27 protein-coding genes, 1 tRNA gene and 2 pseudogenes are annotated in these 26,640 nt (G+C 72.1%); 10 read left to right on the plus strand and 20 right to left on the minus strand.

Annotated features, from left to right (window positions below):
* The first annotated feature begins 467 nt into the window (after positions 1-467).
* Positions 468-1,697 (plus strand): SpoIIE family protein phosphatase, encoded by a 1,230-nt coding sequence (locus AB0N07_RS21080; protein WP_365837303.1) that lies wholly within the window; start codon positions 468-470, stop codon positions 1,695-1,697.
* 79 nt (positions 1,698-1,776) lie between these two features.
* Here the strand turns inward: AB0N07_RS21080 and AB0N07_RS21085 are convergent.
* Together AB0N07_RS21085 and AB0N07_RS21090 are read right to left on the minus strand one after the other, a co-directional pair.
* A tRNA-Pro gene (locus AB0N07_RS21085) sits at positions 1,777-1,850 on the minus strand.
* A gap of 110 nt (positions 1,851-1,960) precedes the next feature.
* The gene (locus tag AB0N07_RS21090; RefSeq protein WP_365837150.1) at positions 1,961-3,409 is read right to left on the minus strand and encodes an MFS transporter; all 1,449 of its coding nucleotides are present in this window, start codon (positions 3,407-3,409) and stop codon (positions 1,961-1,963) included.
* A 225-nt stretch (positions 3,410-3,634) separates the two neighbouring features.
* Here AB0N07_RS21090 and AB0N07_RS21095 point away from each other — a divergent pair, with 225 nt between their 5' ends.
* The gene (locus tag AB0N07_RS21095; RefSeq protein WP_365837305.1) at positions 3,635-4,219 is read left to right on the plus strand and encodes a helix-turn-helix domain-containing protein; all 585 of its coding nucleotides are present in this window, start codon (positions 3,635-3,637) and stop codon (positions 4,217-4,219) included.
* Between the two features lie 24 nt (positions 4,220-4,243).
* Here the strand turns inward: AB0N07_RS21095 and AB0N07_RS21100 are convergent, their stop codons facing one another.
* Positions 4,244-4,969, minus strand: coding sequence for a polysaccharide deacetylase family protein (locus AB0N07_RS21100; protein ID WP_365837152.1), 726 nt, complete (start codon positions 4,967-4,969; stop codon positions 4,244-4,246).
* Positions 4,966-6,813, minus strand: a complete 1,848-nt coding sequence (locus AB0N07_RS21105; protein ID WP_365837154.1) for a glycosyltransferase — start codon at positions 6,811-6,813, stop codon at positions 4,966-4,968. The genes AB0N07_RS21100 and AB0N07_RS21105 overlap by 4 nt, the downstream gene beginning before the upstream one ends.
* 195 nt (positions 6,814-7,008) lie before the next feature.
* Between AB0N07_RS21105 and AB0N07_RS21110 the strand changes: the two genes are divergently transcribed.
* Together AB0N07_RS21110 and AB0N07_RS21115 are read left to right on the plus strand one after the other, a co-directional pair.
* A complete protein-coding gene (locus AB0N07_RS21110) occupies positions 7,009-7,410 on the plus strand; it encodes a BlaI/MecI/CopY family transcriptional regulator (RefSeq protein ID WP_365837156.1) in 402 nt (133 codons plus the stop codon).
* Between the two features lie 4 nt (positions 7,411-7,414).
* A complete protein-coding gene (locus tag AB0N07_RS21115; RefSeq protein WP_365837158.1) occupies positions 7,415-8,425 on the plus strand; it encodes a M56 family metallopeptidase in 1,011 nt (336 codons plus the stop codon).
* 242 nt (positions 8,426-8,667) lie between these two features.
* Here the strand turns inward: AB0N07_RS21115 and AB0N07_RS21120 are convergent, their stop codons facing one another.
* Both AB0N07_RS21120 and AB0N07_RS21125 read right to left on the minus strand, forming a co-directional pair.
* A complete protein-coding gene (locus AB0N07_RS21120) occupies positions 8,668-9,669 on the minus strand; it encodes an ABC transporter permease (protein WP_365837160.1) in 1,002 nt (333 codons plus the stop codon).
* Positions 9,670-9,721: 52 nt separating this feature from the next.
* Positions 9,722-10,681, minus strand: coding sequence for a substrate-binding domain-containing protein (locus AB0N07_RS21125; protein ID WP_365837307.1), 960 nt, complete (start codon positions 10,679-10,681; stop codon positions 9,722-9,724).
* Positions 10,682-11,018: 337 nt separating this feature from the next.
* Between AB0N07_RS21125 and AB0N07_RS21130 the strand changes: the two genes are divergently transcribed.
* On the plus strand, positions 11,019-11,780 hold the full coding sequence (locus AB0N07_RS21130; RefSeq protein ID WP_365837162.1) for an ATP-binding cassette domain-containing protein: 762 nt from the start codon (positions 11,019-11,021) through the stop codon (positions 11,778-11,780).
* A 76-nt stretch (positions 11,781-11,856) separates the two neighbouring features.
* Positions 11,857-12,291: a VOC family protein gene (locus tag AB0N07_RS21135; RefSeq protein WP_365837164.1), complete on the plus strand. Its 435-nt coding sequence runs from the start codon at positions 11,857-11,859 to the stop codon at positions 12,289-12,291.
* A 32-nt stretch (positions 12,292-12,323) separates the two neighbouring features.
* On the opposite strand, the gene AB0N07_RS21140 is transcribed toward AB0N07_RS21135, so the two are convergent.
* The 7 genes and pseudogenes from AB0N07_RS21140 to AB0N07_RS21170 form a co-directional block, all read right to left on the minus strand.
* Positions 12,324-12,539: a hypothetical protein gene (locus AB0N07_RS21140; RefSeq protein WP_365837166.1), complete on the minus strand. Its 216-nt coding sequence runs from the start codon at positions 12,537-12,539 to the stop codon at positions 12,324-12,326.
* A 236-nt stretch (positions 12,540-12,775) separates the two neighbouring features.
* A complete protein-coding gene (locus AB0N07_RS21145; RefSeq protein ID WP_365837168.1) occupies positions 12,776-13,522 on the minus strand; it encodes a protein phosphatase 2C domain-containing protein in 747 nt (248 codons plus the stop codon).
* Between the two features lie 127 nt (positions 13,523-13,649).
* Positions 13,650-14,294 carry a response regulator transcription factor gene (locus AB0N07_RS21150; protein WP_365837170.1) on the minus strand — a complete coding sequence of 215 codons (645 nt, stop codon included), beginning with the start codon at positions 14,292-14,294 and terminating at the stop codon, positions 13,650-13,652.
* Between the two features lie 32 nt (positions 14,295-14,326).
* The gene (locus AB0N07_RS21155; protein WP_365837172.1) at positions 14,327-15,667 is read right to left on the minus strand and encodes a sensor domain-containing protein; all 1,341 of its coding nucleotides are present in this window, start codon (positions 15,665-15,667) and stop codon (positions 14,327-14,329) included.
* A gap of 40 nt (positions 15,668-15,707) precedes the next feature.
* Positions 15,708-16,493 (minus strand): alpha/beta hydrolase, encoded by a 786-nt coding sequence (locus AB0N07_RS21160; RefSeq protein WP_365837174.1) that lies wholly within the window; start codon positions 16,491-16,493, stop codon positions 15,708-15,710.
* A gap of 88 nt (positions 16,494-16,581) precedes the next feature.
* Positions 16,582-16,943: pseudogene (locus AB0N07_RS21165) on the minus strand (PIG-L family deacetylase); the annotation flags it as partial.
* Between the two features lie 5 nt (positions 16,944-16,948).
* Positions 16,949-17,449: pseudogene (locus tag AB0N07_RS21170) on the minus strand (GntR family transcriptional regulator); the annotation flags it as partial.
* Positions 17,450-17,535: 86 nt separating this feature from the next.
* On the opposite strand from AB0N07_RS21170, the gene AB0N07_RS21175 reads away from it, so the two are divergent.
* Positions 17,536-17,769: a histidine kinase gene (locus AB0N07_RS21175; protein ID WP_365837176.1), complete on the plus strand. Its 234-nt coding sequence runs from the start codon at positions 17,536-17,538 to the stop codon at positions 17,767-17,769.
* A gap of 61 nt (positions 17,770-17,830) precedes the next feature.
* On the opposite strand, the gene AB0N07_RS21180 is transcribed toward AB0N07_RS21175, so the two are convergent.
* The 4 genes from AB0N07_RS21180 to AB0N07_RS21195 are packed head-to-tail and all read right to left on the minus strand — an operon-like array spanning position 17,831 to position 20,958.
* Positions 17,831-18,913 carry a maleylacetate reductase gene (locus tag AB0N07_RS21180; RefSeq protein ID WP_365837178.1) on the minus strand — a complete coding sequence of 361 codons (1,083 nt, stop codon included), beginning with the start codon at positions 18,911-18,913 and terminating at the stop codon, positions 17,831-17,833.
* Complete coding sequence (locus tag AB0N07_RS21185) at positions 18,910-19,776, minus strand: intradiol ring-cleavage dioxygenase (protein ID WP_365837180.1); 867 nt, start codon at positions 19,774-19,776, stop codon at positions 18,910-18,912. Before AB0N07_RS21185 ends, AB0N07_RS21180 begins: the two co-directional genes overlap by 4 nt.
* A gap of 26 nt (positions 19,777-19,802) precedes the next feature.
* Positions 19,803-20,396 carry a hypothetical protein gene (locus AB0N07_RS21190; RefSeq protein ID WP_365837182.1) on the minus strand — a complete coding sequence of 198 codons (594 nt, stop codon included), beginning with the start codon at positions 20,394-20,396 and terminating at the stop codon, positions 19,803-19,805.
* A gap of 49 nt (positions 20,397-20,445) precedes the next feature.
* Positions 20,446-20,958 carry a hypothetical protein gene (locus tag AB0N07_RS21195; protein ID WP_365837184.1) on the minus strand — a complete coding sequence of 171 codons (513 nt, stop codon included), beginning with the start codon at positions 20,956-20,958 and terminating at the stop codon, positions 20,446-20,448.
* A gap of 127 nt (positions 20,959-21,085) precedes the next feature.
* Here AB0N07_RS21195 and AB0N07_RS21200 point away from each other — a divergent pair, with 127 nt between their 5' ends.
* A complete protein-coding gene (locus AB0N07_RS21200) occupies positions 21,086-21,430 on the plus strand; it encodes a cupin domain-containing protein (protein ID WP_365837186.1) in 345 nt (114 codons plus the stop codon).
* Here the strand turns inward: AB0N07_RS21200 and AB0N07_RS21205 are convergent.
* Complete coding sequence (locus AB0N07_RS21205; RefSeq protein WP_365837188.1) at positions 21,420-22,424, minus strand: LacI family DNA-binding transcriptional regulator; 1,005 nt, start codon at positions 22,422-22,424, stop codon at positions 21,420-21,422. The genes AB0N07_RS21200 and AB0N07_RS21205 overlap by 11 nt on opposite strands.
* Before the next feature lie 122 nt (positions 22,425-22,546).
* Between AB0N07_RS21205 and AB0N07_RS21210 the strand changes: the two genes are divergently transcribed.
* Positions 22,547-23,704 (plus strand): Gfo/Idh/MocA family oxidoreductase, encoded by a 1,158-nt coding sequence (locus AB0N07_RS21210; RefSeq protein WP_365837190.1) that lies wholly within the window; start codon positions 22,547-22,549, stop codon positions 23,702-23,704.
* On the opposite strand, the gene AB0N07_RS21215 is transcribed toward AB0N07_RS21210, so the two are convergent.
* Positions 23,688-24,302, minus strand: a complete 615-nt coding sequence (locus AB0N07_RS21215; protein WP_365837192.1) for a poly-gamma-glutamate hydrolase family protein — start codon at positions 24,300-24,302, stop codon at positions 23,688-23,690. The genes AB0N07_RS21210 and AB0N07_RS21215 overlap by 17 nt on opposite strands.
* Positions 24,299-25,342, minus strand: coding sequence for a LacI family DNA-binding transcriptional regulator (locus tag AB0N07_RS21220; protein ID WP_365837194.1), 1,044 nt, complete (start codon positions 25,340-25,342; stop codon positions 24,299-24,301). The genes AB0N07_RS21215 and AB0N07_RS21220 overlap by 4 nt, the downstream gene beginning before the upstream one ends.
* 116 nt (positions 25,343-25,458) lie before the next feature.
* Here AB0N07_RS21220 and AB0N07_RS21225 point away from each other — a divergent pair, with 116 nt between their 5' ends.
* Entirely contained in the window at positions 25,459-26,625 is a 1,167-nt protein-coding gene (locus tag AB0N07_RS21225) for a phytanoyl-CoA dioxygenase family protein (protein WP_365837196.1), read from the plus strand.
* Positions 26,626-26,640: the final 15 nt, after the last annotated feature.

Below are 26,640 nucleotides of genomic sequence, written 5' to 3' on the forward strand. Positions count from 1 at the left end.
GGCGCGAGCAGTCGCACTCTCCCCTCGGTACGACATCCCCGCGCGGGGTCGTCCTCGCGGCCCGGGGCGTGCGGGAACGCCCCAGCTCGAAGCCACCGCAAGAACGAGGCCCAGGCCTGTACTGCCGGGCGGGTAGCCGGATTTCCGGTCCGAAATCCTCGAACGTGGCAGCAGCAGCACCGACAGATCGCATTTCGGCCTTCCCGGCCCGGACGGTCCTCGGACGCGCCGAAGCTGAAGGCTGGTGCGCATGGCGCTGCCGGCACCGCTCCGCCCGTTGATCGTTCGACGCGCCTGCATGCAGCCGGCGCGGGTATTCACACGTGCAACTACCGCTTGTGGCTGCCACGAGCCCTCGCGCGCCGTCGGCGCCACCAGTGGCCGGTCGCCCTCACCCGAGCGCACGGGCTCAATGGAGCCTAGCGTGAGGGTGAGGGGGGCGGCCGGAGGTGGTTGCGTTGCCGGAGATGGATTACGCGGCGTTGTTCGCCGCCACGCCGAGTCCCTATCTGGTGCTGGGCCCGGACCTGGTCATCGTGGAGGTCAACCAGGCATACCTGGACGCGACCGGCCGCATACGTGCGGAACTGCTCGGCAAACACATCTTCGAGGCGTTTCCCGACAACCCCGCCGACCCCCACGCGGACGGCGTGCGCAACCTCAGCGCCTCCCTGCACCGGGTGCTGACCCTGCGGAAGCCGGACACCATGGCACTGCAGAAGTACGACATCCCGGTCATGGGCGAGGCCGGAGCGTTCGAGGAGCGCTGGTGGTCCCCGATCAACACGCCGGTCCTCGCCTCGGGCGGGAGCGTGCAGTGGATCATCCACCGCGTGGAGGACGTCACCGCCTTCGTCCAGGCCCGCGTGACCGGCAACCAGCCGCCCCTGCAGCAGCTGACCAAGCGCGACGCACTGGAGGCGGAGCTGTATGCACGCGCCCGTGAGCTGCAGCGACTGAACGAGGAACTGCGGCTGGCCCACACCCGCGAACGCCAGGTGGCCGTCACGCTGCAGGAGGCGATGCTCCAGGCGCCCGATCTGGCCCGGCATTCCGACGTCGCGGTGCGCTATCTGCCCGCGACCGGGTCACTGAACGTGTGCGGCGACTGGTACGACATGGTCAACCTGTCCGACGGGCGGTTCGCGGTGTCGGTCGGCGACGTCGTCGGCCACGGCCTGGAGGCAGCCGCCGTGATGGGCATGTTGCGCAGTGCACTCAGTGCCGCGACCCGGGCACTGGAGTCGCCCGCCAGGGCCCTGGAGGTGCTGGGCCTGTACGCACGGTCGGTCAACGGCGCGCTGAACACCACCGCCGTGAAGGCACTCGTCGACCCTCGCAGCCAGTTGATCATCTACAGCAACGCGGGACACCCGCCGCCGGTCCTGATGCACCCGGACGGCACCTGCGACCTGCTGGACAAGGCCACCGACCCGCCCCTGGGAGCCCGGCCCCAGCACGTGCCCCGCCCACAGGCCGGCCAGACCTACGAACCCGGAGCCACCCTGGTGCTGTACACCGACGGCCTGATCGAACGACGCGACGAGGACATCGAGAAGGGAATCGCCCGTCTGGTCGAGGTCCTGCGCCTGCACCGCACGGTCGGCCCGGAGCGCCTGGCCGACACCCTCCTGGGCCACCTCGGCGTGGCAGGCGGCGCCCACGACGACATCGCCCTCGTCATCGTCCGGCTATGACTTGCGCCGCCCCCCAAGCCGGCCCCGGTACAGACGAAGGGCCCTCACAGGCTCTCGCCTGCGAAGACCCTTCGCACCGTCGGGACGACAGGATTTGAACCTGCGACCCCTTGACCCCCAGTCAAGTGCGCTACCAAGCTGCGCCACGTCCCGGTGCGCTTCCCGCGGTGAACCGCGTGATCGCGCAGGTCAACCTTACCGTACGTACACCGGTGTTCTGGCCGGGGCCGGTGGCCGACCCGGCGGTCCGGTCGGCCACCGGGTCAGCTGCGGGCGCCGGATGCGGCCGCTTCCGGCTCGGTGGGGGTCCGGTCGGCGGTGGGAGCCGGACCGGTGAGGCGGGCCTTGCGGGCCGTCGGGACCAGCAGGGCCGCCAGTGCTGCCGCCAGGCACAGCACCGCCAGCAGGGCGAAGCCGTGGGTGTAGCCGGAGGCGTACGGCAGGCCCGAGGGCTGGAGGCGGCCGGTGACCAGGACGCTGGTGACGGCGGCGCCGATGGAACCGCCGATGGTGCGGATGTTGGCGTTCATTCCGGTCGCGGCGCCGGTCTGGGAGGCCGGGACGCTGCCGACGATCAGATTGGCCATGGAGGCGAAGGCCAGTCCGATGCCGAGGCCGAACACGCCCGAGACCACGGCGACTTGCCACTGCGCGGAGTGCCAGAGGGCGAGCATGCCCAGGGCGAGGGCGCCGAGTGCGGCGCCGGTGGTCAGGAGGGACTTCGCGCCCACCACGGGTTCCAGACGGCCGCTCAGGATGCCGGAGAGGAACATCGCCACCAGCATCGGCAGCATCAGCAGGCCGGAGGCCGTGACGCTCGCGCCGAAGCCGTAACCGGCGGCGGCGGGCGTCTGGACGAAGGCCGGCAGGAAGGACCAGAGCGCGTACATGCCCGCACCGAACAGCAGGGCGGCCGTGTTGGTGGTCCACACGGCCGGCAGTCGCATGACGCGCAGGTCGATCAGCGGGGTGCGGGAGCGGGCCTCGGACAGCAGCCACAGGGCGAACAGGGCGACGGCCGCGGCGAACAGGCCGATCGCCTTCGCCGAGCCCCAGCCCCACTTGCTCGCCTGGCTCAGCGGCAGCAGCAGGGCCACCAGCCAGGCCGAGAGCAGTCCGGCGCCCAGCCAACTGACCTTGCCCTCGGCCCGGTTGGGCGACTCGGGTACGTAGCGCAGGGCGATGAGCACGGTGGCCGCGACGACGGCGACCGGGATCCAGAACAGCCAGCGGTAGTCGAGCGCGGACACGATGGGTCCGGCCGCGACGATGCCGACGCCGCCGCCCGCGGCGATCACCGCGGACAGGTTGCTGATGCTGGAGCTGACCCGGGACGGGGCGAACTCGTCGCGGATGATGCCGAAGGAGAGCGGGAAGAGCGCGCCGCCGACACCCTGGACGACCCGGGCGACGATCAGGACGCCGATGTTCGGGGCGAGCGCGGCGAGCAGACAGCCGAGCAGCACGACGAACAGGACGGCGACGAGGGTGCGCTTCTTGCCGGTCAGGTCGCCGACGCGGCCGAGGATCGGGGTGAATACGGAGGCGGACAGCAGATAGGCCGTCATCACCCAGGTCGCGGTGGACTGGGAGGTGTGCAGCGCGTGCTGGACGGTCGGCAGGGCCGGCGCGATCAGCGACTGCAGCATGGCGAACACACCGGCGCCGGTCGCAAGGACCGCGAAGGTGAGACGGGTGGACTTGCTGGGCATGAAGGGCCTCTCCGAACGAGCGGGGTGCGGCCGAGGTTCTCGGGCCACGGTCGTGCGGACCCGGAGCGCCGGTGGGCGCAATCGGGCACGCCGACGGCCGCGGTGAGCGGTCGCGGAAAGGTGGTGGACGTGCCCTCCACTGGTAAAGTGGAGGAGTACCTCCACTTTAGCGGAGGCACACCTCCGCTTCAAGTACCGGAGGCATTCCTCCGTATCGATCCAGCTCTGGAGGCACCCGTGACGTTCCCCGTCGGCGAGATCGTGGCGTCCCGGCGGCCGCACCGTAAGGACGCCGCACGCAACTACGACGCCCTGCTGGACGCGGCCCGCGAGGCGTTCGCGGAACACGGCTCCGATGCCTCCCTGGAGGACATCGCACGTCGCGCGGGCGTGGGCATCGGCACGCTCTACCGCAATTTCCCGACCCGCCGCGATCTGTTCGAAAGCGTCTACGCGAGCGACGTCAACGAGCTGTGCCGGGTCGCGCAGGAGGTCGCCGGGCTGGAGCCGTGGGAGGCGCTGACGGCCTGGCTGCGCCGGTTCGCGGGATACATGGTGACCAAGCGGGCCGTCCGCGAGGCCCTCAACGACGAGTCCGAGATCTTCCAGGCCTGCCGGGAGTCGATGTACGCGGCGGGCGGACCGCTGTTCGAGCGGGCCCAGGCGGCGGGCGAGGCGCGCAAGGACATGGACTTCGTCGACCTGCTGCGGATGGTGGCCGGCATCACGGCCACGGCCTTCGACGACGACGCCCAGCGCGATCGCGTCCTGGCGATCGCACTGGACGGAGTGCGCACCACCGTCCGCTGACGCCGCCGGTGCCGCTCCCCCGCTCTACCGCCCGTGTTCGCGCAGGGGCCCGACCGACAGGTCCCGCTCCTCGCAGGTGTCGAGGATGCGGGGCAGCGCGCCGAGGGCCGAGCGCCAGGCGCCGGGGGCCGAGGTGCAGTCGGAGTCGTGCAGCAGGACCGTGCCGCCGCCGTCCAGGTCTCGGGTGACCGTGCGGTGGACCGAGTCCGGGGTGGCACGGGCGGTCCAGTCCTCGCCCCAGGTCGTCCACAGCACCGGGGTGAGGCCGAGGCGGCGGGCGGCGAGGTGGGCGCCGGTGGACATCACGCCGTAGGGCGGCCGGAAGAGCGTCGGGGTACGGCCGGTGAGGGCGCCGACCGTGTCGCGGGCGCGGGCGAGATCGTCGTACGTGGCACGCGGGCCGCGCAGCAGCAGCGGGCGGTGGAGCCAGCCGTGGATGCCGATCTCGTGCCCGGCGGCGGCGATCTCACGGACCAGGCCGGGCGAGCGGCGTGCCTGGCAGCCGAGGAGGAAGAAGGTGGCGGTGACCTCCCGTTCCTCCAGGGTCCGCAGGAAGAACGGGGTGGACAGCGGGTCGGGCCCGTCGTCGAAGGTCAGCGCGACGTGGTCGGCTCGGCCCCGGCCCGCGAGTCGGGGCATGGCCCGGTTGCGCAGCGGGCCGAAGGTGGACAGCACCGGGGCCGCGTGAGCGGCGGCGAGTACGGGAACGGCGACCCGGGCGGCCGTACGGAGCAGGCCTGCGGCACTCACGAGCGGTGGCCCTCCGGGTGGTGAGCGCCGGTGTGCGGCGGGTCGTCGAGGTCGAGGCTGCGGCCGATGGCGTGCATGACGCCCTTGCCCGTGTCCGTGGTGGCGACCGCGGTGCCGACTGCGCACACCCAGACGGCACAGGCCGCGGCAGCGGTGGCCGCGAGACGGCGCAGGGCGGGACGGGCTCGACGCCGCCCTACGGCGAAAGACTCGACGACCGCACGGGCCCCGGCCCCGCCGGCCGCCCGAACTCGCGTCCTGAGTACGCCGGAAGGCGCAACGGCCGCATGTTCCCCGGTCTCACGTCCGACGGAAGGTGCAGCGGCCGGACGGACTCCGGTCGCGTGTACGGCAGAAGGCTCAACGGCCGGACGGACTCCGGTCGCGTGTACGGCAGAAGGCTCAACGGCCGGACGGACTCCGGTCGCGTGTACGGCGGAAGGCCCTGCGACCGAACGGGCTCCCGACCCATGCCCGACGGACGACCCAACAGCCGCACCCGCCCCGCATACAGCGGGCGGCGCAACAGCCGGACCGGCTCCGGTCCCGTGTGGGGCGGCCGGATCAACGGCCGGACGGGCTCCCGACCCACGCCCGGCGGAAGCCCCCGCAGCCGCACGGCTTCCGGTCGCACGCCCGACGGACGGTGCAAGGGCGAGCGGGGCGCGGGCGCCGCAGGCGCGGGCTATTGCGTCCGCCGGGCCCCGGCCGGGGGCGGCGAACAGGGCCAGTCCCGCCTCGCGTTGGAGCAGGCCGCGGGGGCCGTCGATCAAGTCGCAGAGGATGCCTTTGAGTTCGGCCGGGTCCCGGATCCAGGCCGCGACGCCCGCCTCGTCGAGCGCGGCCGCGTTGGCCGGTCCGTGGCCCGGTATGCAGCGGTAGCTGGCGACGGGCAGTCCGGCGGCGAAGGCCTCCAGGGAGGTCAGTCCGCCGGCGTTCTGGACGAGCACGTCGGCGGCGTGCATCAGGCCGGGCATGTCGTCGACCCAACCGTAGGCGTGCTCGATGCCGTCCTCCCGCAGCTGCCGGGCCAGCGCCTCGTTGCGGCCGCAGACCACGACCGGCAAGGCCGCGCCGCAGTCCCGCAGCTCCAGGGCCATCTGCCGGACCGGACCGACGCCCCAGGAGCCCGCGACCAGCAGGGCGAGCGGGGCGGCGGCGGGCAGCCCGAACCGGGCCCGGGCGGCGCAGCGTTCGGCCGCCTGCGCGGGCCGGAAACGCGGATCGACGACCGGCCCGCCCACCCGGACGTCATGCGCGCCGAGGGCCCGGGCCTGGGCGGCGGGCACGGCGTGGGCGGCGAGGTGCACGTCCACGCCGTCGGCCACCCACAGCGGGTGCACCGAGAAGTCGGTGAGGTAGGTGAACACCGGCACGTCGAGGCGGCCGGCCAGCCGCAGACGGCCCAGCACCCGGCTGGCCCCGGGATAGGTGGACACGACGGCGCCGGTGTCCGCGGGCAGGGCGCGCAGCATCCGGTCCTCGGCGGTACGCAGCAGCGCCCGGGCCAGCGGGCCGCCACCACCGGCGCGCTCGGTGCTGTCGTAGACCCGCTGGTAGATCCAGGGCGCCCGGACGAGCATCCGGTGGTAGCCGTCGCGGACGGCCCGGCCGATCCGGGAGGGCAGCAGGTCGAGCAGGTCGTACCGGTCGACGGCGACACCGGCCGCCTGGAGCCGGCGGTGCAACTCGTGCGCGGCACCGTCATGGCCCGCCCCGATGCTGGCGGAGACGATCACGACGCGTTCGGCCGGTGCCGTACGGCGGGGCGTCACCGCGGGCCGCGTGCTCAGGGCGGCGGCCGCGAGGGCGCGCAGATGCACCGTACTTCCGAGGTGGGGCATGGGCTTGTTCCTCCGCAGGTGGAGTGAGGCGGCGAAACTCTACAACATGTAGTAGGTAAACTCGTACAAGTTGTAGTAGTAACCCTGGGGGCGGCCGGGCGGCCGGTCCTGGGAGGCCGGACCCATGTCCTACATGTCGTAGGGGACAGGCGGATAGGCTGTGCCACCGAGCGACGAAAGACGGTGAGGTGAACAGTGCACGACCGGGAGGGCGAGGCATCCGGCAGGCGGGCGCGCGGTGAGCTGGAGAGCGGGGTGCTCGCCACGCTGTGGGGGGCCGAGGAGCCGCTGACCGCACGGCAGGTCCGCGGCCGGCTGCCCGGCGATCTCGCCTACACGACCGTGCTGACGATCCTGTCGCGGCTGCACGACAAGGGCATGCTCGTCCGGCACCGGGCGGGCCGCGGCTACGCCTACGCACCCGCCCGCGACGAGGCCTCCCACACCGCCGATCAGATGCACGCCCTGCTCGAGCACGGTTCCGACCGCGAGGCGGTCCTCAGCCGTTTCGTCTCCGAACTGTCCCAGGAGGACGAGCAGTTGCTGCACCGGCTGCTGTCCGACCAGGACACCGGCCACGCCGGCAAGGAGCCGTGAGCCGGTGCGGATCAGCGTCTACGTCCCCCTCCTGGTCACCGTCGTCCTCGCGGTGCTCGTCCCCGGTCCGGCCCGGCGGCTGGCTCCGCGTCCGGCCGCCTGGGCGCTGGCCTGTGCCGCACTGGTGACGGCGCTGGGTTGGCTGGGCTCGCTGGCCCTGCTGGCGTTCGCCGGGTTCGCACGCATCCCCGAGGTCGCCGCGGAGGGCCGCTGGTCGGTGTCGGCACTGAGTGCCGACGACCCGGTGTATCTCACCGTCGCGGCGGCCGCGACCCTCGCCCTGGCGGCTTCCTGTGCCGGGCTCGGGGTCGCCGCCGTACGCCAGGTGCGGCATCTGCGGTGGGCGCGCCGGGAGTGTCGGCGGCTGTCGGGCGACACCGAACTGGCCGTCCTGGACGACGCGTCACCGACCGCCTTCGCCCTGCCCGGCGCACCCGGGCGGATCGTGGTCTCCCGTGGCATGCTGCGCTGCCTCGGCGACAGCGAACGCGAGGCGCTGCTGGCCCATGAGCGGGCGCATCTGCGCGGCAGGCACCATCTCTTCCAGACCCTGTGGCGGCTCACCGCGGCCGTCAGTCCGCTGCTGCGCCCGCTGGCCGCAACGGGCGGTTTCATCCTGGAGCGCTGGGCCGACGAGGAGGCCGCCGCGCAGGTCGGCGACCGGCGGATCGTCGCGCGCTCGGTCGGCCGCGCCGCCCTCGCCACCGCGGCGCACCCGCCCCGCGCGGGCATGCTGGCCGCGGCCGGAGGCGCCGTACCGCAGCGGGTACGCGCACTGCTCGCGCCTCCTCCGCCGCGGCGGGCGCTGCCGTTCGTCGGGGGCGCGCTGCTGCTGGCGGTGTGCTGCACCAGCCTGGCGAACGCCGCGTCGGACAGCGAGGACATGATCGAGAGCGCGCAGCGGGCGGCGTGCGCGTCAGAGATGAAGGCGGCGGGGGTGCCCGGCGAGCCGGTGCGGCAGCTTGGGCACGGTGATGAGCGGTGTTGCCTGCATGACGGGCGGCGCGGGCACTGATCGCCCGGCGGTCGGGCGGAGAGGCCCGGTCCGGGATGTGGCGGATGCGACGGCCGGTGTGGTGGTGCTGGGTGACGTCGTAGTGAAACGGCGGCCGCCGACCTGCACTCCGACGCTCGGGTCTGCCTGGAGGTTCCTGAACCGCGCCGGATGGTCGTCGGCACCGCGATACGTACGAGTCTGCTCGCGCAAGGTTCTCGACACGACCCCGAGCCCGGTCGCTGAACGGTGGTGCGTCGGCGTCAGCGGGCGGATCCCCTGCGCAGGACCTTGTCCACGGCGACCGTGACGACGACAAGCGTCCCGGTGGCGACGTCCTGGTAGAGGCTGTCGATGCCCGCCTGGGTGAGGCCGGAGCGGAGCACAGTGACGATGAGTGTTCCGATGAGCGTTCCGGCGACGCTTCCCCGGCCGCCGAAGAGGCTGGTCCCGCCGATGACGACCGCCGTGATGCTCTCCAGATTCGCCGTCTGGTAGGAGTTCGGGTCGGCGTTGGGGATACGGCCGAGGGCCTGCCAGGCGGCGATGCCGTAGAGAAGACCGGCGGTGACGTAGACCGACAGGACCGTGCGCTGCACGTTGATACCGGTCAGGCGGGCGGACTCGGGGGCGTTGCCGACGGCGTAGATGTGCCGGCCCCAGGCCGTCTTGGCGAGCCCGTACCAGAAGAACGCGTACAGACCCACGAGCAGGAACGTCCCCCAGGTCACGAGGACGCTGCCGACATGGATGCCGTTGCCCCAGAAGACGAGCAGATCGTCGGTGACCGGGAAGCTGCGGGAGTTGGAGTAGAGCCTGGCCACGGCGTAGATGACGGTCAGCGCGCCCAGCGTCACAATGAAGGGAGGCAGGCCCAGGCGGGCCACGAGCAGGCCGTTGACCAGCCCGAGGACGGTCGCCGTGAGCAGGCCGAGCAGCAGCGCCCCCGCGGGGCCGTGCCCCTCGAAGACGAGCTTGGCCATGACGAGCGTGCCGAGGACCATGATGGCCCCGTTCGCCAGGTCGATGCCGGCGGTGAGGATGATCAGGGTCTGGCCCAGCGCCAGCGTGCCGGTCACGATGGACTGCTGGAGTACCAGGGCGAGGTTCTCCGGCGTCAGGAAGGTGTCCGTCGCGACCGAGAAGACCAGTACTGCGACGGCCAGTGCCGCGAGGGGGCCGACGGTCCGTGTGCGCAGGGCGTACCGCAGCGCGTCCCGCAGTGCGGTGCCCGGCTCACCGTCGGTGGCAGCACGGGTGGTCACGGGTGATCTCATGATCCGTTACTGATCCCTTCGCCCGGTCGGCGCCCGGAGGTCACCCCCAGCAGTGCCGCAGTCCCCAGCCCGTGTCGCGGGACGCCAGCCCGTGCACCGGCTTGTCGGTGATGAGCTGCGTGCCCGTGTCCGTGAAGCCGGACGGTTTCTTCCCGTGCCTGACGAAGTCGGTGACCGCGGCCACGCCCAGGTCGGCCATCCTGACCGGGAACTGCATGACGGTGGCCGCGTACTTGCCCGACCTGACGTCGCGCACGCCCTCGCATCCGCCGTCGATGGAGCCGACGGTCACCCGCCCGCCCAGACCGCGTGCCGCGAGGGCCGTGTAGGCGCCGTTGGCCACCGGTTCGTTGATGGTGTACACCGAGTTCACGTCGCTCGTGCGCTGCAGCAGGTTCTCCATCGCGGTCTGCCCCCGGTTGCGGTCGCCGTTGGTGATCGCCCGTCCGCGGATCGCGGGTGAGTCGTCCTTGATCCCGTAGCCGCTGAGGAAGCCGTCGTGGCGCTGTTGGCTGACCGTGGAACCCTCCGTGCCGTCGAGCATGAACAGCTTCGGTGCCCGGCGGCCGAGCACAGCCCTGACATAGGTGCCCTGGAGGCGTCCAGCCTTGAAGTTGTCGGTCGCGTACGTGGCCGCCGCCGCGTTCTCCGGGTCCGTCGCGGTGTCCAGCGCGATCACCAGGATGCCCTGCCGGCGGGCCTCGGCGATGGCACCCAGGATCCCCGTCGTGTTCGACGGTGTGATCATGATGCCCCGCACATGGCGGGCGATGAGGCTCTCCACCGCGTTGACCTGGCCCTCGTTGTCGCCGTCGAACTTGCCGGACAGGGCGACGAGCTCGGCACCCTGCTTCTTCGCCGCAGCCTGGGCCGCCTCGCGCAGAGCCACAAAGAACGGATTGGTCTCCGTCTTGGTCACCAGACCGATCGTGGCCTTCCCCGTCCCCTGGCCGCCCGTGGAGGTCTGATTTCCGCCGCAGGCCGCGGCGCCGAGCAGCATGGTGCCCACCAACAGGAGCGTCGGCCCCGCGCGCGAACTCCGTGGCCGACCGCGCCTACGGACGGTGCAGTGGTGTGCCATCGGTGACACCCTCCTCCGGCCGGGTCCGACGTCGTGGAAGCCCCAGCGATCTACACCACGTGTCCGGTTTGTTCATGCATATCGCACTGTGTCGCTCCAGTCTCCTCTTCGGGCGGGCGCGGCTGGACGCGCCGTTCGGACTGGTTCATACGTTCTGTATTGCATACGTCCGGATGGGGACGAAAGATGGTGATCGGCACAGGGAGCCCGGGGCCGTGCGGCGTCACCGCGGTCGCGCGGGGAAGGTGAGGTGCGCGTGACTGGGCCGCCGCTGCTCGCGCTGCACGGGATCTCCAAGCGGTTCGGCGCCGTCCAAGCCCTCAAGGACGTGGACCTGGAGGTCCACAAGGGGCAGGTCGTCGCCCTTCTGGGTGACAACGGTGCCGGCAAGTCCACCCTGATCAGGGTCATCTCGGGGGTGGATCCCCCCGACAAGGGCGTCATCGAGTGGGAGGGGCGGGCCGTCCAGATCAGGACGCCCCGGATCGCCCAGCGCCTGGGCATTGCGACCGTGTACCAGGACTTGGCACTGTGCGACGACCTCGACGTCGCCGCGAACCTCTTCCTCGGGCGGGAGCGGCGGTGCTCCGGTGCCCGGGGCCGCCTGTTCCGGTCGATGGACGACAGCGGCATGCGCAGGGAGGCACACGACCAGCTCGACACGCTGGGCATCCGCGTCCCCGACCTGCGTGCTCCGGTCGCTTCACTGTCCGCGGGCCAGCGGCAGACCGTCGCGATCTCCCGCGCACTCCTCGGCCGGCCGAAGGCCGTCCTCCTGGACGAGCCCACCGCGGCACTCGGCATCGCACAGGCCAGCCACGTCCTCGACCTCGTCGAGGAGCTCCGTGAGCAGGGCATGGGAGTGATCCTCATCAGTCACAACCTGGGAGACGTCAAGGCGGTCGCGGACGAGGCAGCGGTACTGCGCCTCGGCTGCAACAACGGCTTCTTCCATGTGCCGACCTCCCCGCAGGACCGGATCTTCTCCGCCATCGTCGGCGCCACGAGCAACTCCTGACGCTCTCTCACCCGTCCTACGCCACCCTGCGGACCCGACGGAATCGAGCAGTTGATCACCTTGCTATGGTGCGCCGATGCCATCGGTCAAGCAGTTCCAGGTCACCTTCGACTGTGCAGAACCCGAGCGCGTTGCTCGCTTCTGGTGCGAGGTTCTGGGGTACGTCGTACCGCCGCCGCCCGAGGGGTTCGCCACTTGGGACGATTTCGACCGCTCGCTGCCGCCTGAGCGTCAGGATGCCTCGTTTGCCTGCATGGATCCCACAGGCGTCGGCCCGCGCATGTACTTCCAGCGTGTCCCCGAGGGCAAGGTCGTCAAGAATCGCGTACACCTGTGCGTGCGAGCCGGTACCGGCCTCGTGGGCGATGAGCGCCTCGCCACCCTGGAGGCGGAGTGCGCACGACTGGTCGCCCTCGGTGCGAGGCGCGTACGTCTGCTGCGCGCCGATGGCGTCAACGAGTCGTGCATCGTGATGCAGGACATCGAGGGCAACGAGTTCTGTCTCGACTGAGTGGCCCCTTGGCGTCTGCCGGGCGGTGACTGCTAGTCGGTCCCGCCCTGCAGGATGCGGCGGGCCGCTTCGGCCTCTGCCGCCGGCGGTGACAGTTCGTCGAGGGTGTCGAGTTCGTCGTCCGCTTCGAGTTCCTGTTCCCAGGCCGCCGCAAGGCGTTCTTGCTCCCGGCGAGGCTTGGCTCCGACGACCTCGCGCTGTTCGGGGCCCAGGGCTGCCAGGAATCGTCCGACCGGGTCCGTGCGCATACGGTGCTCCTTGCCGCAGGAAGAGATGCCCTCTGTCCCAGCATGACTGAACGTTCCCCGGTCGGCGGCCCGACAGTGCTCATGGGTGGCGAGGGACGCCCCGGGTGCCCGCCATCGCGCGCAAGCCGTCGATGCAGTAACCGTGGCTCATCCGGAGCGAACCCCGCCTCCTGCCCTTGAGGTGGCCAGGTCCCGAAGCCGTCGAGGCCGGCCGCGCTGCGGGCGTTGTCCTCGGGTCATCGTTCGTCCGCGACCCGTACGACCGCCAGCGTGATGTTGTCGGGGCCGCCCGCCGCGATCGCGGCCTTCCACAGCTCGAAGGCAGCCCGGCCGTCGTCGTGGTCTCTGAGCAGTTCCTCGATGACCTCCGTCGTCAGCGGGTCGGTCAGGCCGTCCGTGCAGACGAGGTAGCGGTCGCCGGGTGAGAGGGACGCCGTCGTCACATGGGGGCTGATGGCCCGGTAGCCGGGGCTGCCGCCCAGGCACTGGGTGACCAGGGACGTGGTGCGCCGGCCGGGGGCGAGCGGTGGGCTGTCGTCGACGCTCACCTGGCGCAGGCCACCGCGGGAGGCGGCCAGGACCCGGCTGTCGCCCACGTTGAAGACCAGCATCGAGCCGGGTCGTACGACGATGCCGGCCACGGTCGTTCCCATGGCGGTGAGCTCGCTGCCCTCTGCTGCGGCCTGGAACACGGCACGGTTGCAGGCGTTCAGGGCGGCACGGACGGTGTCCTCGTCGTCCAGTGCAGGGCCGATGGACGCGATCCGGCGGGCCACCAGGGCGCTGGCCACGTCGCCGCCTGGATGGCCGCCGAGCCCGTCGGCGACCGCGACGGCCAGCGGCGTCCCGAGAGGGAAGACCAGGGTCTGCGGGCTCTCGGTCACGGTGGCGCACAGGGTCCACGGTCCGACGGCGAGGCTGTCCTCGTTCCGCTCGCGCAGCAGCCCGGGATGGCTCACCGCGCTCACCGCGACGTACGGCACGGAGCGTCACCGCCTTCCCTGACCGGACGCACCAGGACGCACCACTGGAGGTGGCTCGCTTCCGTTGCAAGTCTAGGAGCAGTTCGGTGTTTCTGCAGGTCAGCAGTCCTCTCCGGGCGTCAGTCGCTCATGCGCCCAGGTAGCGGAGCACCGCCAGCACCCGTCGGTTCGCGTCCTCCGAGGCCGCAAGGCCCAGCTTGCCGAAGACGGCGGCCACATGTTTCTCCACCGTGCCGGCCGACACCACGAGGGTCTGTGCGATCGCGGCGTTCGACCTGCCCTGCGCCATCAGCGCCAGCACCTCGCGCTCGCGTGCCGTCAGTGTGTCGAGGTCCTCGCCCCGGCGGCCGGCGCCGGCGAGCTGGGTGACGACCTCGGGGTCGAGGGCGGTCCCGCCGGCCGCCACCCGGGTCAGCGCGTCGGTGAACCCGGCCACGTTCGCGACCCGGTCCTTGAGCAGATAGCCGACGCCGGCCGCGCCCTCGGCCAGCAGTCTCGTCGCGTACTTCGTCTCGATGTACTGGGAGAAGAGCAGCACCCCGGTCCCGGGATACTCCCGCCGGATGTCGATGGCGGCGCGCAGACCCTCGTCCGTGTGGGTGGGCGGCATACGGATGTCGACGACACCGACGTCCGGCCGGTGTTCGGCGACGGCCGCCCGCAGCCCCTCGGCGTCGCCCACGGCGGCGCACACCTCATGGCCGCGCTCGGTGAGCATCTGGCCCAGCAACTCCCGCAGTACGGCGGCGTCCTCGGCGATCACGACACGCATGGCGGAATGCTCCCTCACTTCTCGCCGCCCACTCACGCGTGCGGCGGCAGTACGACCGTCACCGCCGTCGGCCCGCCCGCCGGGCTGCTGACGTGCAAGGTGCCGTCGACCGTACGTATCCGCTGCAGCAGACCCGTCAGACCACTGCCCGCTCCGGGCGTCGCGCCTCCGCGCCCGTCGTCGGTCACACACAGCCGCAGCAGGCCCTTCTCCTGGGTGACGCGCAGGACCGCCCGCCGGGCGCCGCTGTGCTTGATGACATTGGTGAGCAGTTCGGCGGCGCAGAAGTAGGCGATGGTCTCGATCGCCGGAGTGGGCCGCTGCGGGACGTCGACGGCCAGTTCCACGGGTACGGTGCTGCGGGCCGCCAGCGTGGCGAGCGCGTCGGGCAGGCCGTCGTCCAGTACGGGCGGGTGGATGCCGCGGGCCAGGTCGCGCAGCTCGCCGAGGGCTTCGGTGGCGTTGGTGTGCGCGGTCTCGATCAGCCGGCGCAGCCGTCCGGGGTCGGCGACCGGTTCGCCCTCCGCGCCCAGGCCCTCCCTCGCCATGTCGAGGCTCATGGCCAGTGCGACGAGCCGTACCTGTGCGCCGTCGTGCAGGTCCCGCTCCAGTCGGCGCAGAAGGGCCGCGGAGTCGTCGACGGCGAGGGCGCGGGTCTCCTCCAAGTTCCTTACTCTCTGGGCGAGTTCGCCCGGCCCGAGCAGGGCACGCAGCAGCCGGCGGTCCACGGCGACGATGCCACGGGTGACCCACGGCGCCGCGAGCAGCGTCACCGCACCGATCGCGGCGGCCACGAAGGTCCCCGCGAAGGTGGTGCTGTGCGGGGCACCGCCGCCGACCGGGACGGGTGTGATGGTCGGCATGCCTTCCCCGCCGGGGTGCGGGCGCTGCCCGAAGGCGGCCCAGCGCAGCGGAGCGGACAGATCGAGCAGGCCGGTCAGCCACCACCCCACGGCATACAACTGCAAGGCGGCAACGGGCAGTCTGACCAATGTGTACGCCACCGAGCGCCAGCCGGCGGCGTCCCGTAACCGCGCGTCGAGCCGCGCGAACGCCTTGCCCGTGGGCCGCACCACCGACGGCACCGCCACCCGCTCCCCCAGCAGCCCCGCCGCCAGCCGACGATGCACGGCGGCCAGGGCACGGGCGAGCCCGGTCGAGCCGACGACGAGCAGCAGCCCGAGCGCGGCACCGACGAGGGAGACGGTGAACCCGGCACCGAGGGCAAGCACAACGAGCACGAGCACGAACCCGACGAGGGCGACCGGAAACCCGACCAGGCAGTACGCAACCTCGGCCCACGCCCGAGCCGTGAACGGCGCCCGCAGCACGGCCCACGGACGCGCCGCCCCCGTATGTGTGTCCTGCAGCATGGCTCCAGTGTCCCGTCCGTACGTTTCCGCAGGGCGGGCTTCAGCGGATCGCGGTGGTCGCGTCCAGGATCACGTCGGCGACCCGTGCGGGCTGTTCGACCAGTACGAGGTGCCCGGCGTCGGGCACGGTGACCGTCCGGACCTGGGGGCAGGCCTCCAGGCCCCGCCGCTCGACGTCCGTCAGGCCGGTCTCGTCGTGGTCGCCGCGCACCACCCAGGCCGGGACGGCGGCCTCGCACAGCCGTGGGACCAGTGCCGGATACCGGTCCAGGTATTCGTAGTAGCGCCGCACGATGCGGCGGCAGGTGGCCGGGTCGTTGTCGGCCATGTCCGCCGCCAGCGCATCGGCCCGGTGTGCGGGTATTTCGTGTTTCATGGCCTTGGGCAGCATCTTCAGCATGGCGGTCCAGGCCGCGATGCCGAGCCCGGGCACCCGCCCGAGGCTGTTCATCACCGCCAGGAACTTCGCCTCGTCGCTGCGCGAGAAGGTCGGCGAGAGCAGCACCAGCGGCCCGTGGAACAGGCCCGCCGCCGCCATCTCGATCACGACGTTCGCGCCGAGGCTGTGCCCGACCGCCACCTCGCAGCCCGATTCGGCGGCGAAGTCCGCCATCAGCCGGGCGTAGTGCTCCATGGTCACGTCCGCGGGAGCCGTGGTCCCGCCGAATCCGGGCATCGTGACGGCGACCAGCCCCAGTTCCGCCAGCGCCGGTTCGGCCATCACGTCCGCGTAGAACTCGGTCGAGCACAGCCCGCCCGGAATCATCAGCACCCGGTGCGGCGCCTCCTCCTGCCCCGCACGGCGGACATCCCACTGCAGGCTCATACTCCGAGCCTGACGCCGGACGGCGGCCCCCGCATCCGCTGCGCCTGCCGTCTCCGTCCTCCTGCCTCGTCGCGGGGGTAGGGCCGCTGGCCTGTAGCGCCACGCGGTTGGCGGCCGGATGGTCGCCGTTGTACGGGTCCTCGACCGGGTGGGTGAGGACCACGTCCGGCTGGGTCTCGCGGTAGACGGCGACGAGTCGGTCGGTCAGCTCGGCGGTGGCGTGAGCGGGTAGTCGCCGGCGTCGAAGAAGCGGACCTCGGCGCCGAGGGTGGCGGCGGCACGCTCGGCCTCGTCCCGGCGTATCGCCTTGATCTCGTCGAGCTTCCTGCCCTCGCGCCACGCCTTGGCGGACTCGCCGCGCTCGCCGAAGGTCAGACTGGCGATGGTGACCTTCTCCCCGCTGACGACGAGGGTGGACCGCGGGGAGGCGGGCGCGTTGGCCTGGGTCATGCTGCAAGGGAGTGCTGCGGACGCCCCGGTCGCAGCGCCAACTGGAAGCGGTGGCACACCAGTTGGGCGTTGAGCCGCTCCAGGAGGTCCACTGCCGTCTGCTGGCCGGAGAACTCACGAACCCCGGCGCGCAGTTCCTGGTTGAGCTCGGAGTAGGTCATCGGCTCACCGTCGGCCACGGCCTTGGTCGTCGCCGTGCCCAGCTCCGTCAGCTCGGCGAGCTGCTCGTCGCTGGCGGCGACGGCGGCCTTCGCCGCGCACAGCCCTTCCAGGACCATCCGGCACTCGGTGATGGCGACCGCCTCCTCCACGGTCACCACCCGCACCCGCGAGCCGCGGTTGCGGATCCGCTCGACGAGACCCTGGGCCTCCAGATCGATGAGCGCCGCGCGGATGCTGGCCCGGGGCACACCGAACTGCTCGGCGAGCTCGTTCTCCACCAGCCGCTGTGCCGGTGCCAGGGCTTCGTTGGGCATCGCTGCCCTCCCCGAGTGTGCGTGTCGCACCTAAAACCGACCAACACGATTGTCAACAATTTTGTCCGCCACATTGCGGACATGGTTCGATACCCGTCCATGAGGGACAAGGAGGCGTGGGAGTACGTCGGGGCCGGTCGGACGGCCGGAGGCCCCCGCAGCGGATCCTGGAGGAGGCGCGGCGCCGGGTCGCGGAGGAGCGGATGCGCATCGCGCGCGATCTGCGCGATGTCGTCGCGCACCATCTGGTGCCGGCCGACCTCCAGGCCGGTGCCGTCGCCGAGCAGTTGCCCGGCAGGCCGGGCGAGGCACTGCGGTTCGCCTCCGACCTGAGCGGCACCACGGCGTGAGCCCCGACCGTCCGGCACACGGCCGTCGTCCCCGCTCCGGCGGGGCGACGGCCGTTCCGTGTCAGGCGGCGGGGAACTCCGGTGCCGCGCCCTCGTACGCCGCCCGGAGCACGGCGAGCACCCCGTCGGCCGTGACCTCGCGGGGGTTGGCATAGGCCTGTCCTGCGGTCTGCGCCGCCGCCTCCGCCAAGTCGCTTTCCTTCAGGCCGAGTTCAGCGAGGGAGCGGGGTGCGCCGAGGCGCCCGGCCAGCTCCCGCAGGGCGCGCGGGGCGTCGTCCGTGTCGAGGGCGCGGGCGACGGCGGCCGCCGCGTCCGGTGCCGCGGGCGCGTTGTACGCGAGGGCGTACGGCAGGACCACCGTGTGGGTTTCGGCGTGGGGCAGGCCGAAGGTGCCGCCGAGGACATGGCACAGCTTGTGGTGCAGGCCCATGGTGGTGGCGCCGAGGCAGGAGCCGCACAGCCAGGCGCCGTAGAGGGCTCGGCTGCGGGCCTCCGGGGATTCCGGGTCGGCGGCCACCTCGGGCAGGGCGCCCGCCATGGCCCGTACGCCCTCCTGGGCCATCAGTGCGATCAGGGGTGAGGTGTCGGGGGCGTACAGCGCCTCGACGGCGTGGGCGATCGCGTTGATCCCGCTGGTGACGGAGAGCGGCACCGGCAGGGAGAGGGTGAGGTCGGGGTCGTAGACGACGCTGCGGGGCAGGACGACGGGGTCGCGGCCGGTGCGTTTGGCGCCGTGTTCGGTCAGGCCCCAGACCGGGGTCATCTCCGAGCCGGAGTAGGTGGAGGGCACGGCGATCAGCGGCAGGCCGGTGCGCAGGGCGATCGCCTTGCCGAGGCCGATCGAGGAGCCGCCGCCGACGGCCACACAGCCGTCCGCGCCCGCCGCACGGGCTGCCTCGACGCCCCGGTCGGCGACCTCTACGGGCACATGCATCCGGGCTCCGTCGTGCAGTCCCGCGCAGGCGGGGCCCAGCGAGTCGGCGACCGCACGTGCCGTCCGGGCGCCGTGGCTGCCGCACACCACCAGCAGCCGCCGCAGTCCGAGCGCCGCGGCCTCGCCGGCGGTCGCGTTCGTGGCGGCCCCGGACCGGAAGACGACCCGCATGGGCCGGGACTCGTAGGAGAAGTCGAGGTGGTGCTTCACGAATGCTCCAGTACGAGGTCGAAGCGGGCGTGTCGGAAGGGGTTCGGGACGCCGAACTCCCGCGCCAGCGCGAAATCATCCGTTCGGGTGAACTCCTGGACCAGGCTCGGCTTGACGGCGAACACCGCGTCCGAGTCGAGGTAGTCGCTGCCCGCGACGAAGATGTGCGTGGTCACCGGTACATGGTCTTCGGCCGAGGCGATGAAGTGGATGTGTGCGGGCCGGTAGGGGTGGCGGGCGGTCGCACGCAGCAGGTCGCCCACCGGGCCGTCGGTGGGGATCGGGTACGGGCTCGGCACGCAGGTGCGGAACCAGAAGCGGCCGTGCGTGTCCGCGGTGAACAGTCCGCGGCCGTTGCCCGGCGGCTGCACGTCGGGGCGCTGGACGTCGTAGAAGCCGTTCCCGTCGGCCTGCCAGACGTCGACGACCGCGCCCGGCAGCGGAGTTCCGTCCCCGGACAGGACCCGGCCGCTGACCACGCAGGGTTCGCCGCCGCCCACCAGGTCGATGTTCGCGCCGAGTTCGCGGACGGGCGACTCCGTCATGTGGAAGGGGCCGAGGACCGTCGACTCGGTGGCTCCGACGGCGCGGTCGCCGTTGATCGTCTCGACGAGCATCGACAGGCCGAGCACGTCCGACAGCAGGATGAACTCCTGCCGGGTGTCCGTGCACATCTGCCCGGTCGCCGTGAGGAAACCGATCGCCCGCTCCCACTCCTGCTGCGTCAGCCGACTCTCGCGGGCGAAGGCGTGCAGGTGGCGGATCAGGCCGGTCAGCAGTTCGCGCAGACGCGGGTCGGTGGTGGCGTGCAGACTGCGTACCGCCTCGTCCGTGACCGTGATGTCGGTGGCGTCGGTGGTCATGCCGGCTCCCTTCACCGGTGCGCGGGTCAGCCGAACCAGACGACGAGCCGTACGTGCTCGTCGCCGTACCTGGCCGCCATGTCCCGCATGGCGCTCCATACCTGTGCCCACCATCCCTCGTCCGGCGGGGCCAGCATCCGGGCCGTGAGGATCACGGGGCGGTGCGCCACGCCGTCCAGGCGCACCTCGGCGCCGGGGGGCCACTCCGGCGGCGCCAGCAGCAGGTTTCCGCCGAAGGTGTCGGCGGCCGCCGCGCGCAGGCCCGGAGTGACCCGCACGAGTTCGTCACCGTCCGGCAGGGACCGCACCGCCCAGTTCCAGGCCGGGCCGTGGGCGAGCGGGGCGTCCCAGTCGACCGCCGCGACCTCGGCCCAGGTGGCATAGGTGTGGTCCTGCTGGAACTCCCCGATGCCCGACTCGCGTACCGCATCGGAGATCCCGTCCGGCAGCCCGCGGGCGGCGAAGAGCGGACGTTCCACGTCCCCCGCCCCGCGGACACCGAAGAGACACTCCCAGGCGACGTAGTCCCGGGGAGGCTCGAAGTCCAGCAGATCGGCCGTGAACCGCCAGTGCCCGTCGGGCGAGCGGCTTTCGATGACACCGTCGATGTCCGTACCCACGAGGGATGACCATACGACAGTCCGGGCATCAATCGACCCCCGATGGCCGTCACTTGATGATCGCGTTCGCGACGACCACGACGAAGCCGAGCAGTGCGTCGACCAGGCCGGTACGCAGGGCGACGAGCCAGGAGCGGCCCGCCCATCGTGCGGTGACCATCCCTAGACCGAACAGCAGTGCGATATTCAGGGTGAACGCCGGTTCTTCCACCCCGTCCGCCGGCCACCAGCCCCAGCCCGCCCCCGCGAGGATCGCCACGGTCGGCAATACGGCCGTGACCAGGGGCCATTCGTCGACGAGGGCGCGCAGGGCGTCCCAGCGGCGGTGCGGTGCACGCTCGGCGACGTAGTGGGCGTAGCCGTGGGCGAGGGCGGAGGCGAGCGCCGTCACCAGCAGCCAGAAGGCGTCGTAGCGGCGGCTGACGCGGGAGCTGTGGCCGTACTGGCTGAGCGCCGCGACCATGGAGCAGGCCAGTACGGCGCCGTAGACACCGCCGAAGAGGACGGCCTCGCGGGTGTCGTGCTGCCGTTGCCCGGGGGCGGCCGTGGTTGTCTGCGCCATGTCCTCCACGATCACCCGGCACCTGAGCGGCCGCCAGTCGCGACCCGACGAAGTCTCCTCCCACCTGGGGCGATGGCGCACACCGTGTCCATGCACGGCCGGCGGGGGCGCTCGCTAGGGTCGGCCCATGACCCACAGCTTCGTTCTTCACATCTCCGACGCCGAGCTCGAGCCCGAGCCCCTCGACCCGGAGCAGATCGTCTCCGGGACGCCGGAGGTGACCGGGAAGGTGGTGTGGGAGTCGGCGGACGGCCGTCAGGTCCGCGGGATCTGGCAGATCACGCCGGGCGTCGTCACCGACACCGAGGCGGACGAACTGTTCGTGGTGGTCAGCGGGTCGGCGACCATCGAGGTCGAGGGCGGGCCGACGCTGACGGTGGGGCCCGGGGACATGGCCGTCCTGCGCGAGGGCGACCGTACGACGTGGACCGTGCACGAGACACTGCGGAAGGCGTACGCCATCAGTCTGTGAGTGGGGCCGCCGTGGTGCCGCGGATCTCCAGAGCGGGCGCGGTCAGGTGCAGTCGGCCCGCTCCCCCGGGGTGTTCGAAGCGGTCCAGGAGGCAGCGGGCGGCGCGGCGGCCGACCTCGTGGCTGCCGTTGTCGACCGTGGTCAGCCAGACGTGGCGCAGGCGGGAGATGCTCGTGTTGTCGTAGCCGACGACGGACACGTCCTGCGGGACGCGCAGGCCGAGCTCCTCGGCCGCCGAGAGGGCGCCGACGGAGGCGATGTCGTTGACGGCGAAGAGGGCCGTGGGCCGGTCCGCGCGGCCGAGCAGCCGTACGGTGCTGCGGTAGCCGCCCTCCTCGGTCATGTCACCGGCCTCCACCAGGGCCTGGTCCGCGAGGCCGTGCGCCCGCATCGTCGCCGCGAAGCTGCGGCGGCGCAGTTCACCGACGGCGCCGTAGCCCGCGATGTGCGCGATGCGGCGGTGACCGAGGCCGATCAGGTGCTCGGTGACCAAGCGGGCGCCCCGCTCGTCGTCGCCCGCCACCACGTCCACGCCCGCCGGGGCTGGTTCGCGGGCGCCCGCGACGACCACCGGGATGCGCTCGGCGGCCGTGCCGAGGGCGGCCGGATCGGGCAGGGTCCCGACGACGACCAGGCCGTCCACCCGCAGGTCGAGCAGCGGGTCGGCGGGGTCCTGGCCGATGCGGCGGTTGAGGCGGGCGTCCGCGAGGAGCATGCGCAGGCCGTTGTCGTGCAGCAGTGAGTTGAGGCCGTCGAGCAGGTCGACGAACCAGGGGTTGCGCAGGTCGTTGAGGAGCACGCCGACCGTGCGGGTGCGCTGCTCGCTGAGGCTGCGCGCGGCGGCGTTGGGCCGGTAGCCGAGTTCCCGCACCGCCCGCAGCACGGCCTCCCGCTTCTCGGGCCGCACCTGCTCGGAGCCGCGCAGCACGAGCGAGACCAGCGACTTGGACACGCCGGCCTGTTCGGCCACATCGCGGATGGTCGGCTGTTTCATGCCGTGGACCGTTCCATGGGCCGATGCGGCTTGTCAAAGGGTCCGGGGAGGGTTGACAGCTGCTGAGCGGGGGCTTCAGGGTGGCCTGGACAGATTGTGGACCGGTCCAAAGAGGGGCTGTCATGGTGGATTCGCTCGGGGTCGCCGTCGTCGGGTTCGGCTGGATGGGCCGGGTGCACACCCAGGCGTACGCCCGCGTCCTGCACCACTACCCGCAGCTGGGCCTGCGCCCGCAGCTGGTCACGGTCGCCGAGGAGGTGCCCGGACGGGCCGAGGAGGCGGCCGCGCAGTTCGGGTTCGCCTCGACGACCCGGGACTGGCGTGACGTCGTCGGGGACCCGCGGATCCAGGCGGTCAGCATCACCGCGCCGAACTTCCTGCACCGGGAGATCGGTGTCGCCATGGCGGAGGCCGGCAAGCACATCTGGATCGAGAAGCCGGTCGGCCTGAGCGCGGCGGACGCCCGAGCGGTCGCCGATGCGGTGGCTACCGCAGGGGTCCAGGGCGCCGTCGGCTTCAACTACCGCAACGCGCCCGCCGTCGAGGCCGCCCGCGAGCTGATCGCCTCCGGCGCCATCGGCACCGTCACCCATGTCCGAATCCGCCTCTTCAGTGACTACGCCGCCCACCCCGAGGGAGCGCTGACCTGGCGTTACGAGAAGGAGCGCGGCGGCAGCGGCGTCCTGGGCGACCTCGCCTCGCACGGCGCGGACCTGGCCCGCCACCTGCTCGGCGACATCGAGGCGCTGACCGCCGACACGGCCGTGTTCATCCCTCAGCGGGCCCGGCCCACCGGCGCCACCGCCGGCCACACCCGCGCCACCGGCGGCGAGCTCGGCCCCGTCGAGAACGAGGACTACGTGGGCTGCCTGCTGCGCTTCGCCTCCGGCGCCCGCGGGGTGCTGGAGGCCTGCCGGGTCTCGGTCGGCGAGCAGAACAACTACGGCTTCGAGGTGCACGGCACCCGGGGGGCGGTCTTCTGGGACTTCCGCCACATGAACGAGCTGGGCGTCAGCCGCGGCACGAGCTACCAGGACCAGCCCGTCAGCACGGTCTACGTCGGCCCGGGCGACGGCGAGTTCGGGGCGTTCCAGCCGGGCGCGGCGAACGCCATGGGCATGGACGACCTGAAGGTGATCGAGGTCCACCGCTTCCTGCGCTCCATCGCGGAGGGCAAGCCGCACGGGGCCACGCTCCCGGACGCGGTGCACAGCGCCGCCGTACTGGAGGCGATGGTGCGGTCGGTCGGGAGCGGGTCCTGGGTCAGTCTCCGGGCATAGCGCACGCCAGCGACTCCACGCCCTTGGCCAGGGCGTCGACGACGTGCCGCGGGGGTGTGTCCGGCACTCCCGGGGCCCATCGCCTGCGCCCGGTCCTGGCCGCGAGCGGGAGCTCCACCTGGACTCCGCCTCGGCGGGTCAGGTTCACCGGGTTCCTGGAGTGCAGGCCGCGCAGCCTCACGGGGATCTCGTCGAGGTCGGTGACCGGGGCGAACTCCGGCCGCAGGGCTTCGAGTCCGCCGGCGACGAGGCGGGCCGCCTGCCGGTTGCCGCCGCCGAGGAAGATGGCCCGAGGAGTCGCGGTCCTGTTGTGGCCGTGCAGGGACACCGTGAGCGCCACCCGGGACAGGAAGTCCCGCAGCAGCGTGCAGTGCCCGACCGCCATGCGCGGGCTGGGGATGTGCACCGGATCGGGCACGCCCGGCTGGGTGAAGACCAGGCTGGTGGCCCCGCACCGCTCGGCCACCGCCCGCGCCAACTCGGCCGTCCCGCCTTCGTTGCTGCCGTGCAGGGCCAGCAGTCCCAGCTCGCCGCCCGTGGTGAGCGTGGCGAGCAGGCGGACGCCCTCGATCTCCACGTATTCGCTGCTCGTCGTCACCCGGCTCCTCTGTTCGTCGCCTGCGGGGGCATGTTGTACGGCGTGACCACCTGGATCGCCGACGGCAGCGTAGGCCCCGCGGGCGGCAGGGCGCCGTGCGCGCGCATCACGGTGTGGCAGGCCTCGCGCATGTCCTGGCGCAGGTCGTGGTGGAGGACGGCGGACAGGCGGTGCTCGCGCAGCAGCCGGGTGTTGTCGTGGTCCAAGTCGTGCGCGACGAACACCGCGCACTCGCGGCCCAGGTCCTCGAAGGCGCGCAGGGTGGCGTTGTTGCCGCCGCCGATCGAGTAGACGGCGCGGATGTCCGGGTCGCGTTCGAGTGCGGCGCGGACCAGGTCGTACTGGGTGGCGTCCAGGCCGTGTCCCTCGGCGATCTCGACCAGGGTGCGGTCCGGGTGACGGCTGCGCATGGCGCTGCGGAAGCCCATCTCGCGCTCCTCCTCGTTGCGGAAGAAGCCGCTGCTGAGGCTGGTGAGCACATTGCCGGGGAGCTCGCCCAGCCACTGGCCCATGAGGTACGCGGCGGTCGCGCCGGCGGCCCGGTTGTCGATGCCGACATAGGCGAGGCGGGCGGTGGCGGGCAGGTCGGTGACCAGGGTGACGACGGGGATGCCGGCCTCGGCGAGGCGGCCGACGGCGGCCGTCACCTCGGGCACGTCCGGCGCCTTGAGGATCACACCCTGCGAGCCGCGGCGGGCGATCCGGTCCAGGGTCCTCGTCAGCTCCGCGACCGGGCCGGTCTCGCGGAAGTGGAAGCGCGAGCGAACCACAGCCGGGTGCAGGGACGGCAGCTCCGCCTCGAGCGCGGCGCGCACGGCGGTGGAGAAACGCTCCGGTGTCTGCATCACTATGTCGATCATGAAGGTGCGGCCGACCAGCCGGACCTGGGTGCGCTGCCGGTCCAGGTCGGCGATGGCCTGCCGCACCTCCCGCGCGGTGCTCTCGCGGACGCCGCCCCTGCCGTTGAGGACCCGGTCGACGGTGGCCTCGCTCAGACCCGCCTGACGTGCGATCTCCCGGATCGGGAAGGGATGGCCCACCGCGGGCTCCTCTCGCCGGCTTGAGGGGTTTTTGATGGCCGCCTGCTGGTTGTTCGACGGGTTTGTACTGACAAGAATGACAGGGCTGAGTCGCCCCTGTCACCGAGAGGACACCGATGTCCTTCACCGCCGTACAACACCGTGCCTGGCTCTCCGAGCAGGACTGCGACCTCGACTCCTTCCGCGCACTCGTCGAGCGGACGACCGACCCGGCCGACTATCCGCACGCCTCCGCGGTGGAGCGGAACGTCCTGCTGTACGACGCCGAACGCGTCGGTGCCGTCGAGAACCGCCGGGGCCTCCAGGAGGAGCTCGTGCGGGCCCTCACCGACGGCCCCGGAGTGGTGGTCTTCCGGGGCGCCTTCCCCGATCACGCGGTGGTCGACCGGGCCACCGAGGTGTTCGACGCGCTGATCCGCGAGCAGTACGCGGCGGGCACGACGGCCGGCGACCACTTCGCCAAGCCCGGCGCCAACGAGCGGGTGTGGAACGCACTGGAGAAGGCGGCCCTCTACGACCCGGCTTCGTTCGCCGACTACTACGCCAACCCGGTCCTCGCCCTGGTCTGCGAGGCCTGGCTCGGCCCCGGCTACCAGGTGACCTCCCAGGTCAACGTGGTCAACCCGGGCGGCCTCGCGCAGACCGCGCACCGCGACTACCACCTCGGCTTCCTCTCCGACGAGAGAGCCGCGGCCTATCCGGCACACGTCCACCGCCTCTCCCCCGTGCTCACCCTGCAGGGTGCGGTCGCGCACTGCGACATGCCGGTGGAGTCGGGGCCGACGCTGTACCTGCCGTTCTCGCAGGCGTACGAGCCGGGCTATCTGGCGTGGCGGCGGCCCGAGTTCCAGGCGTACTTCAAGGAACACCACGTACAGCTGCCGCTCGCCAAGGGCGACGCCGCGTTCTTCAACCCGGCGCTGTTCCACGCCGCCGGGACCAACCGCACCACGGACGTGCGGCGCATGGCCAACCTGCTGCAGGTGTCCTCCGCCTTCGGCCGGGCGATGGAGACCGTGGACCGGGAGGCGGTGACGAACGCGGTCTACCCGGTGCTGCTGCGGCGCAGGGCGGACGGCGCGGACGAGGCCTGGCTGGAGAACGTGATCGCCGCGAGCGCCGAGGGCTACCCCTTCCCCACCAATCTCGACAGCGACCCGCCGGTCGACGGCCTGGCCCCGCCCTCGCAGGCGGACCTGGTACGCCGGGCGCTGCGCGAGGGCCGGCTGCCGCGGGCGCTGCGGGACGAGCTGCGGGCGAGCGCCGAACGCCGCACCAGCTGACGCGAGCCGAAAGGA

It is taken from the genome of Streptomyces sp. NPDC051172 (assembly GCF_040682555.1).
GTDB lineage: Bacteria > Actinomycetota > Actinomycetes > Streptomycetales > Streptomycetaceae > Streptomyces.

Bases quoted from the DNA above. Each gene is read 5' to 3' on its own strand.
- AB0N07_RS21080 (WP_365837303.1), top strand. From the start codon at position 468: ATGGATTACGCGGCGTTGTTCGCCGCCACGCCGAGTCCCTATCTGGTG.
- AB0N07_RS21090 (WP_365837150.1), bottom strand. From the start codon at position 3,409: ATGCCCAGCAAGTCCACCCGTCTCACCTTCGCGGTCCTTGCGACCGGC.
- AB0N07_RS21105 (WP_365837154.1), bottom strand. From the start codon at position 6,813: ATGCCCCACCTCGGAAGTACGGTGCATCTGCGCGCCCTCGCGGCCGCC.
- AB0N07_RS21125 (WP_365837307.1), bottom strand. From the start codon at position 10,681: ATGCTGCTCGGCGCCGCGGCCTGCGGCGGAAATCAGACCTCCACGGGC.
- AB0N07_RS21135 (WP_365837164.1), top strand. From the start codon at position 11,857: ATGCCATCGGTCAAGCAGTTCCAGGTCACCTTCGACTGTGCAGAACCC.
- AB0N07_RS21140 (WP_365837166.1), bottom strand. From the start codon at position 12,539: ATGCGCACGGACCCGGTCGGACGATTCCTGGCAGCCCTGGGCCCCGAA.
- AB0N07_RS21150 (WP_365837170.1), bottom strand. From the start codon at position 14,294: ATGCGTGTCGTGATCGCCGAGGACGCCGCCGTACTGCGGGAGTTGCTG.
- AB0N07_RS21155 (WP_365837172.1), bottom strand. From the start codon at position 15,667: ATGCTGCAGGACACACATACGGGGGCGGCGCGTCCGTGGGCCGTGCTG.
- AB0N07_RS21160 (WP_365837174.1), bottom strand. From the start codon at position 16,493: ATGAGCCTGCAGTGGGATGTCCGCCGTGCGGGGCAGGAGGAGGCGCCG.
- AB0N07_RS21185 (WP_365837180.1), bottom strand. From the start codon at position 19,776: ATGACCACCGACGCCACCGACATCACGGTCACGGACGAGGCGGTACGC.
- AB0N07_RS21195 (WP_365837184.1), bottom strand. From the start codon at position 20,958: ATGGCGCAGACAACCACGGCCGCCCCCGGGCAACGGCAGCACGACACC.
- AB0N07_RS21200 (WP_365837186.1), top strand. From the start codon at position 21,086: ATGACCCACAGCTTCGTTCTTCACATCTCCGACGCCGAGCTCGAGCCC.
- AB0N07_RS21205 (WP_365837188.1), bottom strand. From the start codon at position 22,424: ATGAAACAGCCGACCATCCGCGATGTGGCCGAACAGGCCGGCGTGTCC.
- AB0N07_RS21210 (WP_365837190.1), top strand. From the start codon at position 22,547: ATGGTGGATTCGCTCGGGGTCGCCGTCGTCGGGTTCGGCTGGATGGGC.
- AB0N07_RS21225 (WP_365837196.1), top strand. From the start codon at position 25,459: ATGTCCTTCACCGCCGTACAACACCGTGCCTGGCTCTCCGAGCAGGAC.